The sequence below is a fragment of the Ruegeria sp. AB10 genome (genome assembly GCF_056542745.1).
The window spans coordinates 91,426-105,094 of record NZ_JBQGAI010000005.1; the positions used below are offsets into that span (position 1 = coordinate 91,426).

The 13,669-nt window shown below is 61.3% G+C and carries 12 protein-coding genes; 3 read left to right on the plus strand and 9 right to left on the minus strand.

Annotation, left to right across the window (positions count from 1 at the left end):
* The 4 genes from edd to ACR0NT_RS11850 form a co-directional block, all read right to left on the minus strand.
* Window positions 1–1,806, minus strand: a complete 1,806-nt coding sequence (gene edd, locus ACR0NT_RS11835) for a phosphogluconate dehydratase (protein ID WP_480443116.1) — start codon at window positions 1,804–1,806, stop codon at window positions 1–3.
* A gap of 1 nt (window position 1,807) precedes the next feature.
* Window positions 1,808–3,253: a glucose-6-phosphate dehydrogenase gene (gene zwf / locus ACR0NT_RS11840; protein WP_170672242.1), complete on the minus strand. Its 1,446-nt coding sequence runs from the start codon at window positions 3,251–3,253 to the stop codon at window positions 1,808–1,810.
* A gap of 138 nt (window positions 3,254–3,391) precedes the next feature.
* A complete protein-coding gene (gene ptsP, locus ACR0NT_RS11845; protein ID WP_170672244.1) occupies window positions 3,392–5,635 on the minus strand; it encodes a phosphoenolpyruvate--protein phosphotransferase in 2,244 nt (747 codons plus the stop codon).
* Between the two features lie 46 nt (window positions 5,636–5,681).
* Complete coding sequence (locus ACR0NT_RS11850) at window positions 5,682–6,920, minus strand: aspartate kinase (protein WP_170445267.1); 1,239 nt, start codon at window positions 6,918–6,920, stop codon at window positions 5,682–5,684.
* Between the two features lie 163 nt (window positions 6,921–7,083).
* Here ACR0NT_RS11850 and ACR0NT_RS11855 point away from each other — a divergent pair, with 163 nt between their 5' ends.
* The gene (locus tag ACR0NT_RS11855; protein WP_170445270.1) at window positions 7,084–7,437 is read left to right on the plus strand and encodes a hypothetical protein; all 354 of its coding nucleotides are present in this window, start codon (window positions 7,084–7,086) and stop codon (window positions 7,435–7,437) included.
* A 302-nt stretch (window positions 7,438–7,739) separates the two neighbouring features.
* On the opposite strand, the gene ACR0NT_RS11860 is transcribed toward ACR0NT_RS11855, so the two are convergent.
* From ACR0NT_RS11860 to ACR0NT_RS11875, 4 genes are all read right to left on the minus strand, one after another.
* Entirely contained in the window at window positions 7,740–8,195 is a 456-nt protein-coding gene (locus tag ACR0NT_RS11860) for a DUF1178 family protein (protein ID WP_170445273.1), read from the minus strand.
* Between the two features lie 71 nt (window positions 8,196–8,266).
* Window positions 8,267–8,731, minus strand: coding sequence for an NUDIX hydrolase (locus ACR0NT_RS11865; RefSeq protein ID WP_170445275.1), 465 nt, complete (start codon window positions 8,729–8,731; stop codon window positions 8,267–8,269).
* 118 nt (window positions 8,732–8,849) lie between these two features.
* Window positions 8,850–9,593 (minus strand): EcsC family protein, encoded by a 744-nt coding sequence (locus tag ACR0NT_RS11870; RefSeq protein ID WP_170445279.1) that lies wholly within the window; start codon window positions 9,591–9,593, stop codon window positions 8,850–8,852.
* A gap of 53 nt (window positions 9,594–9,646) precedes the next feature.
* Window positions 9,647–10,141: a GNAT family N-acetyltransferase gene (locus ACR0NT_RS11875; RefSeq protein ID WP_170445282.1), complete on the minus strand. Its 495-nt coding sequence runs from the start codon at window positions 10,139–10,141 to the stop codon at window positions 9,647–9,649.
* Between the two features lie 72 nt (window positions 10,142–10,213).
* Here ACR0NT_RS11875 and ACR0NT_RS11880 point away from each other — a divergent pair, with 72 nt between their 5' ends.
* Entirely contained in the window at window positions 10,214–10,819 is a 606-nt protein-coding gene (locus ACR0NT_RS11880; protein WP_170445286.1) for a flavin reductase family protein, read from the plus strand.
* A 134-nt stretch (window positions 10,820–10,953) separates the two neighbouring features.
* Here ACR0NT_RS11880 and ACR0NT_RS11885 read toward each other — a convergent pair whose 3' ends face one another.
* Entirely contained in the window at window positions 10,954–12,588 is a 1,635-nt protein-coding gene (locus ACR0NT_RS11885) for a SulP family inorganic anion transporter (RefSeq protein ID WP_170445290.1), read from the minus strand.
* A 207-nt stretch (window positions 12,589–12,795) separates the two neighbouring features.
* On the opposite strand from ACR0NT_RS11885, the gene ACR0NT_RS11890 reads away from it, so the two are divergent.
* On the plus strand, window positions 12,796–13,668 hold the full coding sequence (locus ACR0NT_RS11890; protein WP_170445293.1) for an S-methyl-5'-thioadenosine phosphorylase: 873 nt from the start codon (window positions 12,796–12,798) through the stop codon (window positions 13,666–13,668).
* The last annotated feature ends 1 nt before the right edge of the window (window position 13,669 follow it).

Below are 13,669 nucleotides of genomic sequence, written 5' to 3' on the forward strand. Positions count from 1 at the left end.
TTATGCTCCGAAAATGCTGGCGCCAGCGTCGGCGGAACCGACGGTGTTGCGGAAGGCGGCGAACAGGTCGCGCCCGACACCGTGTTGATTGGCAGACAGATCGGCGATGACAGGGGCGCGATCCAGCACGCCCGGGGTGAGGATTTCCAGATCACCCTTCACTGCATCGACACGTAGCAGATCACCGTCCTGCAGATAAGCGATCGGTCCACCCTCCAAAGCCTCGGGGCAGACATGGATTGCAGCGGGTACCTTGCCCGAAGCACCAGACATGCGGCCATCGGTGACCAGCGCCACCTTCTGCCCCCGGCCCTGCAGGATCGACAGCATCGGCGTCAGCGAGTGCAACTCGGGCATGCCGTTGGCCTTGGGGCCTTGAAAACGGACGACGACGATGACGTCGTCGGTGAACTCTCCGGCCTTGAAGGCGGCTTTGACCTCGTCCTGATCGTGGAACACGCGCACGGGAGCCTCGACCACCTGATGTTCTGGGGCCACGGCCGAGACCTTCATGACGGCGGTTCCCAGATTGCCGGTCAGGCGCGACAGGCCACCAGTGGGCTGGAACGGGTCCTTGGCGGGGCGGACGATCTTGTCGTTAAGGCTGTGGCCTGCGCCCTCTTCCCAAGTCAGTTCGCCGCCCTTCAGCTTGGGTTCCTTGGTGTAGTTGTGCAGGCCCTGCCCCGCGACGGTCAGCGTGTCAGGGTGCAGCAATCCGTCTTCAAGCAGGGTGCCGATGCAGTAACCCAAACCGCCAGCCGCGTGGAAATGATTCACGTCGGCCAGCCCGTTTGGATAGACCCGCGCGATCAGAGGCACCACGGCAGAAATGTCCGAAAAATCCTCCCAATCCAGCACGATCCCGCCCGCGCGCGCCATCGCGATCAGGTGGATCAGCAGGTTGGTCGAGCCACCGGTCGCCATCAGGCCGACGATCCCATTCACAAAGGCGCGTTCGTCCAGCACCTGATAGACCGGCGTATAATCGTTGCCCAACGCGCTAAGAGACAGGGCGCGGAAGGCGCCTTCTTGCGTCAGCGCATCGCGCAGGGGTGTGTTGGGGTTGATAAAGCTGGAGCCCGGCAGGTGTAGCCCCATGAACTCCATCAGCATTTGGTTGGTGTTGGCAGTGCCGTAGAAGGTACACGTGCCGGGGCCGTGATAGGCGGCCATCTCAGCCTTCATCAGTTCGTCGCGGCCCACCTCTCCGGCGGCAAATTGCTGGCGGACCTTGGCTTTTTCGTCGTTCGGCAAGCCGCTGGTCATCGGGCCTGCAGGCAGGAAGACCGCAGGCAGATGACCGAACGCCTGCGCGCCGATGATGAGGCCGGGAACGATCTTGTCGCAAACACCAAGAAACACCGCCGCATCATAGGTGTTGTGGCTCAGCGCCACTCCGGTCGCCAAAGCGATCACGTCGCGAGAGAACAGCGAAAGCTCCATCCCCGCCTCACCCTGTGTGACGCCGTCGCACATGGCAGGCACGCCGCCTGCGACCTGTGCGGTGCCACCCGCCGCGCGGATCGCATCGCGGATCAAAGTAGGATAGCGTTCGAACGGCTGGTGGGCCGAAAGCATGTCGTTATACGAGGTGACAATACCCAGATTTCCGGCAGTACCGGTTGCCATCGACTGCTGGTCCTGACCCGCCCCGGCATAAGCGTGGGCCTGACCGCTGCAGGACAGATGCGCGCGCGCAGGTCCCTTGGACCGGGCCTGCTCCATCCGCTTAACATGTGGCCCGCGCAGGTCGGCGCTGCGGTCGATGATCCGCTGGGTGACGTCGGTGATAACAGAGTGAACCAATTTAACCTCCGATCTGACGCCAGCGGCGCCCATCGCGATGCATCAGCATCAATGCTTCTTCGGGGCCTGAACTGCCCTGATCGTACCGCGCCGGGCGATCACCCCGATCTTCCCAGCCCTGAATGATGGGATCAACCCAGGCCCAGGCGGCCTCGGCCTCATCCCCGCGCATGAACAGGGTCTGATCGCCGCGGATCACATCCATCACCAACCGTTCATAGGCATCCGGCACGCTGGCCTCGGCACCCAACGCGTCGGCAAAGCTCATGTCCAACGCCACATCGGACAGGCGGAAACCGCCCGGGCCAGGATCTTTGATCGTGGTGCGCAGGGTGATACCTTCATCCGGCTGCAGGCGGATCACCAGCACGTTTCCGTGCAGCGGGCCTACATTCGGAAAGATCGTATGCGGCGGGTCGCGGAAAAACACGGCAATCTCGGATTCCCGTGCCCGCAGGCGTTTGCCGGTGCGCAGATAGAACGGCACCCCGGCCCAGCGCCAGTTGCCCAGATGAACCTTGAGGGCAATGAAGCTTTCGGTTCGGCTGGAAGGATTGCCGACATGATCGACATAACCGCCTTCGCCGTGCTCAGCGCGATATTGGCCGCGTGCGATGTCTTTGGGTTCAACGGGTTCCAACGCTTCGATCACCTTGACCTTCTCGTCCCGCACAGCGTTGGGGGCGAATTTCGAAGGCGGCTCCATCGCCGTCAGACACAGAAGTTGCACCAGATGGTTCTGGATCATGTCCCGCATGGCGCCTGACTGGTCGTAATACCCTCCGCGCCCCTCGACGCTGACGGTTTCGGCGACGGTGATCTGCACATGATCGATATGGGTCGAATTCCACAGGGGTTCGAACAGCGAGTTGGCAAAGCGCAGAGCCATCAGGTTCTGCACCGTCTCTTTGCCCAGATAGTGATCGATCCGGTAAATCTGATGCTCTTCGAAACAGGCGCGCAGACCTTCGTTCAGCGCCTTGGCCGTGCCCAGATCATGACCGAAGGGCTTTTCCACCACGATGCGGCTGTCCGGCGTGGCCAGCCCGTGATCATGCAGACGCTGCGCAATGCCCGAAAACAGGCTGGGACCGACCGACAAATAGAAGGCGCGCACCACATCCGGGCGCAGGGCCTTGGCTAGATCGGGCCAGCCCGCCTCTCCCATTGCGTCGACCTGGACATATTCGACCCGGCTGAGGAACTGATCCAGCACGTCCTTTTTGAACTTGGGCGCGAATTCCTTCATCGAGGCGCGGATCTGTTCGCGAAACGCGTCGCTGTCCATATCCGACCGCGCCGTGCCGATGATCCGGGCGTCCTCGGGCATCTGGCCCACTTCGAACCGATGATAGAGGCCCGGTAGAATCTTGCGCTGTGCCAGATCGCCAGTGGCGCCGAACAACACCAGATCGAACGGGTTGACCGGAATTACGCGTGAAACCATCGAGAGGCTCCTTCAGTTTTCACCTGAGCCACCATAGCACCCCTGTTCACGGTGCCTGCGGCATGGGCAATGTTATCGCTAACATTCACGGTGTGAATAGGCAATGCAGATGCAGAAAGCAAGCCCGGATTTGGAAAATCAGTTTTGATTGCGCAGCCATTCCATGACGGCGGGGCGCACCGATTGCTCTCCGCGGTGGCGTGCATCGGCGATGATCTTGCGCAGCGATTGCAGATCGGCCCGCAACAGAAGGCTTTTGACCGGACCGATCGAAGCCGGGCGCATCGACAGCGACCGAATGCCCATCGCGGCCAGGCACAGCGCCTCAACCGGGCGGCCCGCATCCTCACCGCAGAAGGACAGCGGCGTGTCCGAGATGTTGCAGCGCTCAACGATCCGCTCGATGAAGCTGAGGAAGCTGACATTCAGCGTGTCATAGCGGCGGCGCACCAGTTCATTCTCGCGGTCGGCAGCAAAGAAGAACTGCTTTAGGTCGTTGCCGCCGATCGAGACGAAATCCACCTCGTCAAAGAACTTTTGTGGCGCAAAGGCAAGCGATGGCGTTTCCAGCATCGCTCCGACCTCAATCGTTTCGGGCAGGACGTGGCCAAGACGTTTTTCCCGCTCGATGGTCTTGTTGACCTCCCATTTGGCCTCGCGGAATTCGTCGGCCTGCGCCACGAAAGGGAACATGATGGTCAGCGGCCGTCCATTGGCGGCGCGCAACAGGGCCTGCAACTGCATCCGCATCACGCCGCGCTTGTCCAGCCCAACGCGAATCGCGCGCCAGCCCAGCGCCGGGTTCGGCTCGGCCACGTGTTTCATATAGGGCAGAACCTTGTCCGACCCGATATCCAGTGTCCGGAACACCACGCGCTTATCGCCAGCAGCATCCAGAACCCGTTGATATTGCGCCACCAACTCCGACCGTTTCGGCATCTGGTTGCGGATCAGGAACTGCAATTCGGTTCGGAACAGGCCCACGCCCTCGGCGCCCGAGTTGTTCAGCGACGGCAGGTCCGCCATCAGGCCCGCATTCATCACCAGATTGATCCGCTCCCCATCCCGCGTCACGGTCGGAGTTTCGCGGATCGAGGCATAACGTTCCTGCGCCTTGGCCTGCATCGCGATCTTGTCGCGGAAGGCGCTGACCACGGTATCCTCGGGGCGCAAATGCACGACGCCATGATCACCATCGACCAAGATATGGTCGCCGTTCAACGCCTCGGTGGTGATGCGGCCCACGTGAACAACCAGCGGAATCGCCAGCGCACGGGCGACAATGGTGGCGTGACTGCCGACCGAGCCTTCCTCGAGCACGATGCCTCTCAGCGAGCGGCCATATTCCAACAAATCACCCGGGCCGATATTGCGGGCAATCAGGATCGGGTCAGGCGGCAGGTCGGCCCCATCGGTTTTGCCCTGCCCGGTCAGGATACGCAGCAATCGGTTGCTGAGGTCGTCCAGATCGGCCAACCGCTCGCGCAGATAGGGATCGGTCACCTGCCCCATACGCGCGCGCGCCTGCGATTGCTCTTTCTCGACGGCGGCTTCGGCACTGAGGCCGCGGTCAATGTCCTCTTCCATCCGCCGCATCCAGCCCTTGGAATTGGCGAACATCCTATAGGCTTCCAGAACCTGAAGCTGTTCCTTGTCGGCCCCCTGCGAGATTTCCAGCATCTTGTCGACGCCGACGCGCAGCTCTTCCACGGCTTCGGTCAGGCGTTCAAGTTCACGGTGAGGGTCTTCGGCGATGGGGTTGGTGACCACCACACGCGGTTCATGCAGCCAGACATGCCCTTCGGCCGAGCCTTCCTGTGCCGGACCACCGCTTAACTGCACCGATTGCTGGTGCAAGGGCGAAAGCGCCGCGCCCTCACCGACAAAAGCGCCCAGCTCGGCCATTTCAGCCAGAACCATGGCGACCACTTCCAGCGCATACACCTCATCTGCCGAAAGCTCGCGCGCTTCGCGAGACTGAACCACCAGCACGCCCAGCTTTTCGCCCAGGCGCTGTATGGGTACGCCAAGGAAGGACGAAAACCGTTCCTCGCCGGTTTCGGGCATATAGCGGAAACCCTTGGCCGACGGTGCATCCGCCGTGTTCATCACCGTGCCGGACTGGGCAACGCGACCCACCAGCCCCTCACCCATGCGCATCCGCGTCTTGTGGACGGCCTCGGGCGACAGGCCTTCGGTGGCGCACAGCTCCAGCGTATCTTCATCGCGGAACAAGTAGACCGAGCAGACCTCGGCCCGGATGCTGTCCGCAATCAGGCTGGTGATCCGGTCAAGACGTTCCTGGCCGGCGGCCTCGCTCGCCATCTCTTCGCGCAGCCGCCCCAGCAGCTTGCGAGATTCTGTTTCTGTACCGTCCGCCATGGCCCACCCAAATTAGTGCGTCAGGCAAGACCCTTGGCTGAAACGCTCAGGCCGCCTTGTCCAATTCAAAGGCATCATGCAGTGCCTGAACCGCAAGTTCCATGTATTTCCTGTCGACAAGGACGGAAATTTTAATCTCAGAGGTTGTAATGACCTTGATGTTGATACCCTCATCCGAGAGGATCTTGAACATTTTGGCCGCAACACCGGACTGAGAGCGCATCCCGATACCTACCACCGAGACCTTGCAGACATCTTCATCCGCAACCAGTTCGGCATAGTTCAGCTCGCCCGCGTCCTTGATCGCCAGCAGGGCTTTTTCCGCGCGCGCCACCTGATCGGTGGGGCAGGAAAAGGTCATGTCCGTGCGCCCCTCGTCCGAGATGTTCTGCACGATCATGTCCACATTCACGCCCTCATCGCTGAGTGCGGTAAAGATGGTCGAGGCGATACCGGGGCGGTCCGCCACTGATACGACGGTCATCTTGGCCTCGTCACGGGAATAGGCCACACCGGCCACAACATTGGATTCCATGATATCCTCCTCGTCAACGACCAGCGTACCGGCCTCGTCGGATTGTTCTTCGAAACTTGAGAGAACGCGCAGTTTCACCTTATAGCGCATCGCCAGCTCGACCGAGCGGGTCTGCAGCACCTTGGCCCCCAGCGAGGCAAGTTCGAGCATTTCCTCGAACGAAATGCGGTCCAGTTTGCGTGCTTTTTCACAGATGCGCGGATCAGTGGTATAGACGCCATCCACGTCGGTATAGATGTCGCACCGCTCGGCACCAAAGGCGGCGGCAAAAGCCACGGCCGTCGTATCCGAGCCACCCCGGCCCAGCGTGGTTATGCGGCCTTCGGGGCTGATGCCCTGGAAGCCTGCAACAACGGCAACCTTCATGCCTTCGCCGAACTTCTGGTTCAGGTTCTCGGTCGGGATTTCCTCGATCCGGGCCTGACTGTGGGCGCTGGTGGTCTTCAGCGGCACCTGCCAGCCCTGCCAACTGCGGGCCGGGATATCCATTTCCTGCAAAGTCAGGGCCATCAGACCGGCGGTCACGTTCTCACCCGAAGACACCACCGCATCATATTCGCGCGCGTCGTACAGCGGCGAGGTCTCGTCAACCCACCCGACCAGTTCGTTGGTCTTGCCGGACATGGCCGAAACGATGACGATCACGTCATAGCCCTTGGCCACCTCGACGCCGATGCGTTTGGCCGCGCGGCGGATGCGGTCGAGATTGGCAACCGATGTGCCACCGAATTTCATAACGAGTAAGGGCATGGGGGTGGTCTCTCCGCGCCTTGGACTTCAGGTTCCGTGCGTCTTATGCGAGGGGGGCCGCAAGGGCAAGGGTTCAATACCACCCCGAATGCCGCATTGGCGCGCTTTACATCCGGCTGAGGGGGTGTCAGCCTTAGGTGTCGAATTTTCCAAGAGGTTTTCCATGCTCCGCCTTGCCATCGCAGCCATGCTGCTATCTTCGCCCGCTTTTGCGCAAGTTGCCACACTGGCCGCGACCGACGGCAAGAATGCCCTGGGCACGGTGCCCTGCGCCACGGGCGGAGAGCCGCTGAGCAGCTGCCATGCCGAGTTGCGCCACCATGACGATGGCACCACCACGCTGGCTGTCTCGTTGGGCGCTGGCGAGGTGCGCAGCATCTATTTCACCGATGGCGTCCCAACGTCCAGCAGCTCGCCCGCCAAGATCAGCCATGAGACCCGCGGTGACCTCACGGTGGTTTTCATCGACCCGGATGAGGTCTACGAAATCCCCTCGGCAGCGCTGATCCGTCAGTAAGCATGCGAGCGGCCATCCCGGGCTTCCCAAAAAAGCCCCTGATGGCCAGCGACAACGCGTCGAACCGCTCGATCAATCCCCCGGGGTCTGGTCCGAGGTGATCTCGGCGTCCGATCCGCCCCGGTTTCAACGCGGCGGCCTTTGAAGCACGGTAGATGTGGGCACCACAGACTGAGCGGTCAGCAACACGGCGGTGACACTGGAGGCAACTTTCTGCGCCCACATGTCGGCAGAATGATCGCCGATCCCCTGCCCCTTGCCCAAGTGTCACGGCCTGCGCCAGTGATCACGACATGCAGGGGTCAGTTGGTCTTTCTGCTGGGAACAAACGGCAGCGGAGCCACCGGCACGCCGTCATCAATCAGGGCCTGCGCGTCTTCCGGTCTGGCCTCGCCATAGATCGCCCGTTCCGGGGCGTCGCCCAGATGGATCTTGCGCGCTTCGCTGGCGAAGTCCTTGCCGACATAATCCGAGTTCTCTTCGACCTTGCGGCGCAGCTCGGCCAATACCTTTTCGACGTCCGGTGCCGGGGCTGCCACACCTATCGTTTCGGCCTCAGGCGTCGCCGCCAGAGGTCGCGCCTCGGCAGTGCGGGCCGGACGGACGCGCGGTGTCATGATGGCCTTATCAACATCGCAACACCCGCACACCGCGCATGTCACCATGCTCGCGGATGCCAATTTGTCGTAAGCGGCCGCTGATTGAAACCAACTGTCAAATGTATGGCCGTTGCTGCACTTCAACGCGTATTGAATCATGGTCCGTCCAGATGTCGGTTGCCGAATAGATACCGGGGCACATGGCAAGATCAAGCCCTTCCAGGGCCAACTCAGTGCCTAACAGGCTCGAGCTTGCGTAACAATAGTGAGAGTTCAGGTGAATTGACCTTTGAGGCCGCCTTTTTCAGCGAAAACCACTTTCTGTCCCGTTGCCTGCATTCGGGAAAACGCGATGAGACCGATTGCACCAACAGCGGGAAAACATCCACGACGCACAAAACGGGCCCCTTTTTGCTGCGCTGCTTCTGATAATGAAACCGTCCCAATGCCCGCGTCTCGCACAGACCGCGAATACCGGCCTCTTCCCAGGCTTCCTGACAGGCCGTCTCGGACGGGGTCAGACCGTTGATCAGCCACCCTTTGGGAATGATCCAACGGCGGGATTTTCGTGTCGTTATCAGCAAGACCTCCGGGCGCCCCTGCGCGATACGATAGCACAGTGCAGCCGATTGCTGCCGCACCGGAAGGTGCCGGGTCTTTCGCGAAACATATGGCGCAAGTCTGGCGTCAACCACGCTAGCCGCCTTTCAAATGGAATCCTTGCCTGTTTTCCCGCAGTTGTTTGCTTATTTAGCGGGCCCTCGGATACTGGATACCATATAAAGCGTTTTTCTCCAAGCCCTTGGCTTTGGGTCACATACGCGCCGCCAGTTTTCGCACCAGATCATCATGCGGAATATCGGCATCGATCGCCAATCGCCGCAGGCCAAAATGCACGCGGGCGATCTGCTGGTAATAGCGCGTGTAGACAAAGTTGGTGCTGCCACCGGCAATCGCCCCCAGCACCGGTACGGACTGCGCCGCCAGTTTCTGCCCCAGTACAACGGACAAGCGCGGAGCAACCGCCGCGACCAGCTTCTGCATGGCCGGTCCAGTCAAAGTCAGCCTGACGGAAAAGAACCCAAGATCGGCGCCATCGTCATTGGACAACGGACCCGCAGCCGACAGCACACGGACGCAATCGAACTTTACACCTTCTTCCGAGGGATCAAACCCTTCGCGCGCCGCGGCCCCTTGTATCGCGCGCAACAGCATCGCGGTGGTCGCGGGCAACTCCATCAAAGCAGTGGATACTCCACCCAAGCCACCCGCCGCGCCCATGGCGGTGGTAACTGCGGTGTTGACCCACGGGCGCTGATCGGGAACCGCGCGGCGCGATCCTTCCGCCGCGTGCATTGCCAGCCACAGGGCCTGTTCCGTCGCGCCCGTAAGCCCCAGCCTGATCGGTTCGGGCAATTGCTCCAACAAGGATTCGGCCGACCCGCCCAGACTGTTCAACAGTTTGACACCCGGGCCACCGGCCGTTCGGTAATACCCGGCCAAACGGTCCAATTCGGCCTCAGCATCCAGTTTTTCGACAAGAACCACGTCCTGCATAAATACCCTCCTGCCCTTTAGACATCGGGGTTTTAGGCCAACGTTTCAATAGCTCAGCGGCTCCAGCGGGTCACCGGGCCATGGATGCCTTCCCAAACGCCGGGCGACAATTCCACACCCAGAACACGGTCCGGGTTGGTGGGGGGCGGCATCTCGACCTCTGTGAGGAGAGTAAACCCGAACCGAGCGTAATAGGGCGCGTCGCCGACCAACATGACACGTTCCCAACCCAAAGCGCGGCCAGCCTCAAGGCCTTCGTGGATCAGAAACCCGCCCAGCCCTTCGCCCTGATGGGTGGGGTGAACGGCGACCGGCCCTAATAACAGCGCATCGTGATCGCCCACATGCACCGGCCAGAACCGGATGGCCCCGGCCAGAATGCCCTGCCCATCCCGCGCCACCAGAGACATTCCGGCCACGGGCGGCACATCATCGCGCAGGCGATACGAAGACAGCGCCTCGCGCCCGGGCGCAAAGCACAGGTCATAGAGGGCCTCAACCTCCCACCAATCATCCGGCTCTTCCGGCCTGATCCCGAACTGCTGCACCCCGGCCCTCTTTTCCTTGCTGGCTTTCGCCCTAGCACTTCGGTACGCCTTGGGCAAACGCTTGGAGATCAGATGTTCTACCGCCCCGAAGACGGCCACGGCCTGCCGCACAACCCGTTCAACGCCGTTATCACGCCCCGGCCGATTGGCTGGATTTCCACCCGCAGCCCGGACGGGGTCAATAATCTGGCGCCGTATTCGTTCTTCAACGGTGTCGCCTACACGCCGCCGCAAGTGATGTTCGCATCAACCGGCACCAAGCACGATCAGGACGGCGGCAAGGACAGTGTGTCGAATATCGAGGCAACAGGCGTGTTTTGCGTGAACGTCGTTGCCCACGCGCACCGCGACGCGATGAATGCCAGCTCAGCAGGCTTACCCAAACATCACGACGAATTCGATCACGCCGGACTGACACCGGTCGAATGCGAGACCATTCCTTGCGCCCGGGTCCAAGGCGCTCCGGCTGCACTGGAATGCAAACTGACGCAGATTGTGACCCTGCCCGGAGAGTCAAACCGGGTCGTATTCGGTGAAGTCACCGGTGTTCACCTGCGCGATGATTGCCTGAAGGACGGTATTTTCGACGTCACAACCTTCCAGCCGCTGGCCCGGCTGGGGTATCGGGATTATTCGGTTGTTACCGAGTTGTTTTCACTGAGCCGTCCGGACGATTGACTTGTCTCAGGGGGGCTCTGCCCCCGCCGCCCTTCGGGCGTCTCCCCCGGGATATTTTAGGCCAGATGAAGGAAGGATCCCCTACTTCATCTGGCTGGAAATATCCCGGAGCGCGAGGCAGAGCCTCGCAAAAATCAGTGACCGCCGAGGATACCGGTACGGACTGAATAGTCGACGGCCACCTCGTAATCCGGGTCATCATCACTATCGACCATCAAGTGTCCGGCTTTGTTCAGCAGCTTGTGGCAATCACGGCTGAGGTGGCGCAGCATGACTCGTTTACCTGCGGCCTCGTATTTGGCGGCGATGTTCTCGATGGCCTGCAGCGCCGACTGGTCGACCACGCGGCTTTCGGCAAAGTCCACGATCACCGTTTCCGGGTCATTCGGCACGTCGAACAGTTCGACAAACCCATCGGAGGAGCCAAAGAACAGCGGACCTTGGATTTCATAGACCTTGGCGCCCTTTTCGCTAGAAGAGTCGCGGGTAACGGCGTGAATACGCTTGGCATTGTTCCACGCATAAGCCAGCGCCGAGACGATGACGCCGACGACCACGGCAACCGCTAGGTCTTCCATCACGGTCACGACGGTCACCAGGACGATCACGAACGCATCGGTCAGCGGCACTTTGCGCAGGATCTTGAACGAGTTCCAGGCGAAGGTTCCGATCACCACCATGAACATCACACCGACCAGCGCCGCCAGCGGGATCTGTTCGATCAGGGGCGAGGCAAACAGGATGAAGATCAGCAGGAACAGCGCCGCCGCGATGCCGGCGATGCGGGTGCGGCCGCCGGATTTCACGTTGATCATCGATTGACCGATCATCGCACAACCGCCCATACCGCCGAAGAATCCGGTGGCCACGTTTGCGACGCCCTGCGCGATACATTCTTGCGAGGCTCCGCCACGCTTGCCGGTGATTTCCCCCACGAGGTTCAGGGTCAGCAGCGATTCAATCAGGCCGATGGCGGCCAAAATGACCGCATAGGGCAGGATGATCTCAAAGGTTTCCCATGTCAGAGGGACCATCGGGATATGGAACGCGGGCAGCCCGCCCTCGATCGACGCCAGATCGCCAACGCGCGGCACGTCCAGGCCAAAGCCAATCACCAGCGCAGCCACGACCAGAATACCAGCCAGAGGCGCAGGAACGATGCGGGTGATACGCGGCATGACCCAGATCACCGCCATGGTCAGCGCCACAAGGCCCAGCATGGTATAAAGCTGCAGGCCCGAGAGCCACTCACCCCCACCAACGCCGTGGCCGGTGTTTTCCATGGTACCCGGCACCTTGAACTGGCCCAATTGCGCCAGGAAAATCACGATCGCCAGACCGTTCACAAAGCCCAGCATCACCGGATGCGGCACCAGACGGATGAACCGCCCCCAGTGCATGGCCCCGGCAATCAGCTGCAGGATGCCCATTAGCACAACGGTCGCGAACAGATACTCGACCCCATGTTCGGCCACCAGCGCCACCATCACCACTGCCAGCGCCCCGGTTGCGCCCGAGATCATGCCCGGACGGCCGCCGATCAGTGCGGTGATCAGGCCGACCATGAAGGCCGCGTACAGACCGACCAGCGGATGCACACCGGCAACAAAGGCAAAGGCCACCGCTTCGGGCACCAGCGCCAGGGCTACGGTCAGACCGGACAGCAACTCGATCCGCAGGCGCGAGGCGGTCAACCCCTCGTCCGGCACCCAACGCAAATCGGGTTTGGCTATACGATTGGCAAAGCTTGCCAGCATGGCTCGGGGCATGGAACGGTCCTGTCGGTCTGTTTTTGTTCGCGCGAAAGGGGCCTTTTAACGGTCAAACTCCGCCAGAGATACCGCGTCAGGCGGGACCCTGGTATGCACCAGGCGCATACCAGGCCAGCGCCCAACACAAACCGTTGATGCCACTTGCCAAATCCTCCGGCGCCCCTCAGAAATTCCTCGACGGAATTATTCACGCGGAGAGCAGCCATGACCCAGACCAAAATCGCCATCATCGGTGGATCGGGCATTTATGACATAGATGGGCTGGAGAATGCAGAATGGATCACCGTGGAAACCCCGTGGGGTGATCCGTCGGACCAGATCCTGACCGGGTCGCTGAAAGGTGTGGGCATGGCGTTTCTGCCCCGCCACGGACGCGGTCATGTGCATTCCCCGACCGAGGTGCCCTATCGCGCCAATATCGACGCGCTGAAACGGCTGGGGGTGACGGATGTGATCTCGGTCTCTGCCTGCGGGTCATTCCGCGAGCATATGGCGCCGGGGGATTTCGTGATCGTGGATCAGTTCATCGACCGGACGTTCGCGCGCGAGAAAAGCTTTTTCGGCACCGGGTGCGTCGCCCATGTCAGCGTCGCCCATCCAACCTGCCCACGTCTGTCGGACGCCTGTGAAACCGCGGGCAAGGCGGCGGGTATCACCATTCATCGCGGTGGCACCTATCTGGCGATGGAGGGGCCTCAGTTCTCGTCTCTGGCGGAATCCAAGATGTATCGCGAGCACTGGGGCTGTGACGTGATCGGCATGACCAACATGCCCGAGGCAAAACTCGCCCGTGAGGCCGAGCTTTGTTATGCCTCGATCGCCATGGTCACCGATTACGACAGCTGGCACCCGGACCACGGTGAGGTCGACGTGATCGCCATCATCGCCACCCTGAGCGGCAATGCGGAAAAAGGCCGGGCGCTGGTCAAGGGTCTGCCGGATCTGCTGGGTGCCGAGCGCGTGCCATGCCCGCATGGGTGCGACCGGGCACTGGAATATGCCATCCTGACGGCCCCGGAAAAACGCGACCCGGCAGTGTTGGCAAAACTGGATGCGGTTGCGGGTCGGATTCTCTGAT

Excerpts from the sequence above, each read along its gene's own strand:
- zwf (WP_170672242.1), bottom strand. The coding sequence starts at position 3,253 with ATGGTTTCACGCGTAATTCCGGTCAACCCGTTCGATCTGGTGTTGTTC.
- ptsP (WP_170672244.1), bottom strand. The coding sequence starts at position 5,635 with ATGGCGGACGGTACAGAAACAGAATCTCGCAAGCTGCTGGGGCGGCTG.
- ACR0NT_RS11850 (WP_170445267.1), bottom strand. The coding sequence starts at position 6,920 with ATGCCCTTACTCGTTATGAAATTCGGTGGCACATCGGTTGCCAATCTC.
- ACR0NT_RS11855 (WP_170445270.1), top strand. The coding sequence starts at position 7,084 with ATGCTCCGCCTTGCCATCGCAGCCATGCTGCTATCTTCGCCCGCTTTT.
- ACR0NT_RS11860 (WP_170445273.1), bottom strand. The coding sequence starts at position 8,195 with ATGATTCAATACGCGTTGAAGTGCAGCAACGGCCATACATTTGACAGT.
- ACR0NT_RS11870 (WP_170445279.1), bottom strand. The coding sequence starts at position 9,593 with ATGCAGGACGTGGTTCTTGTCGAAAAACTGGATGCTGAGGCCGAATTG.
- ACR0NT_RS11880 (WP_170445286.1), top strand. The coding sequence starts at position 10,214 with ATGTTCTACCGCCCCGAAGACGGCCACGGCCTGCCGCACAACCCGTTC.
- ACR0NT_RS11885 (WP_170445290.1), bottom strand. The coding sequence starts at position 12,588 with ATGCCCCGAGCCATGCTGGCAAGCTTTGCCAATCGTATAGCCAAACCC.
- ACR0NT_RS11890 (WP_170445293.1), top strand. The coding sequence starts at position 12,796 with ATGACCCAGACCAAAATCGCCATCATCGGTGGATCGGGCATTTATGAC.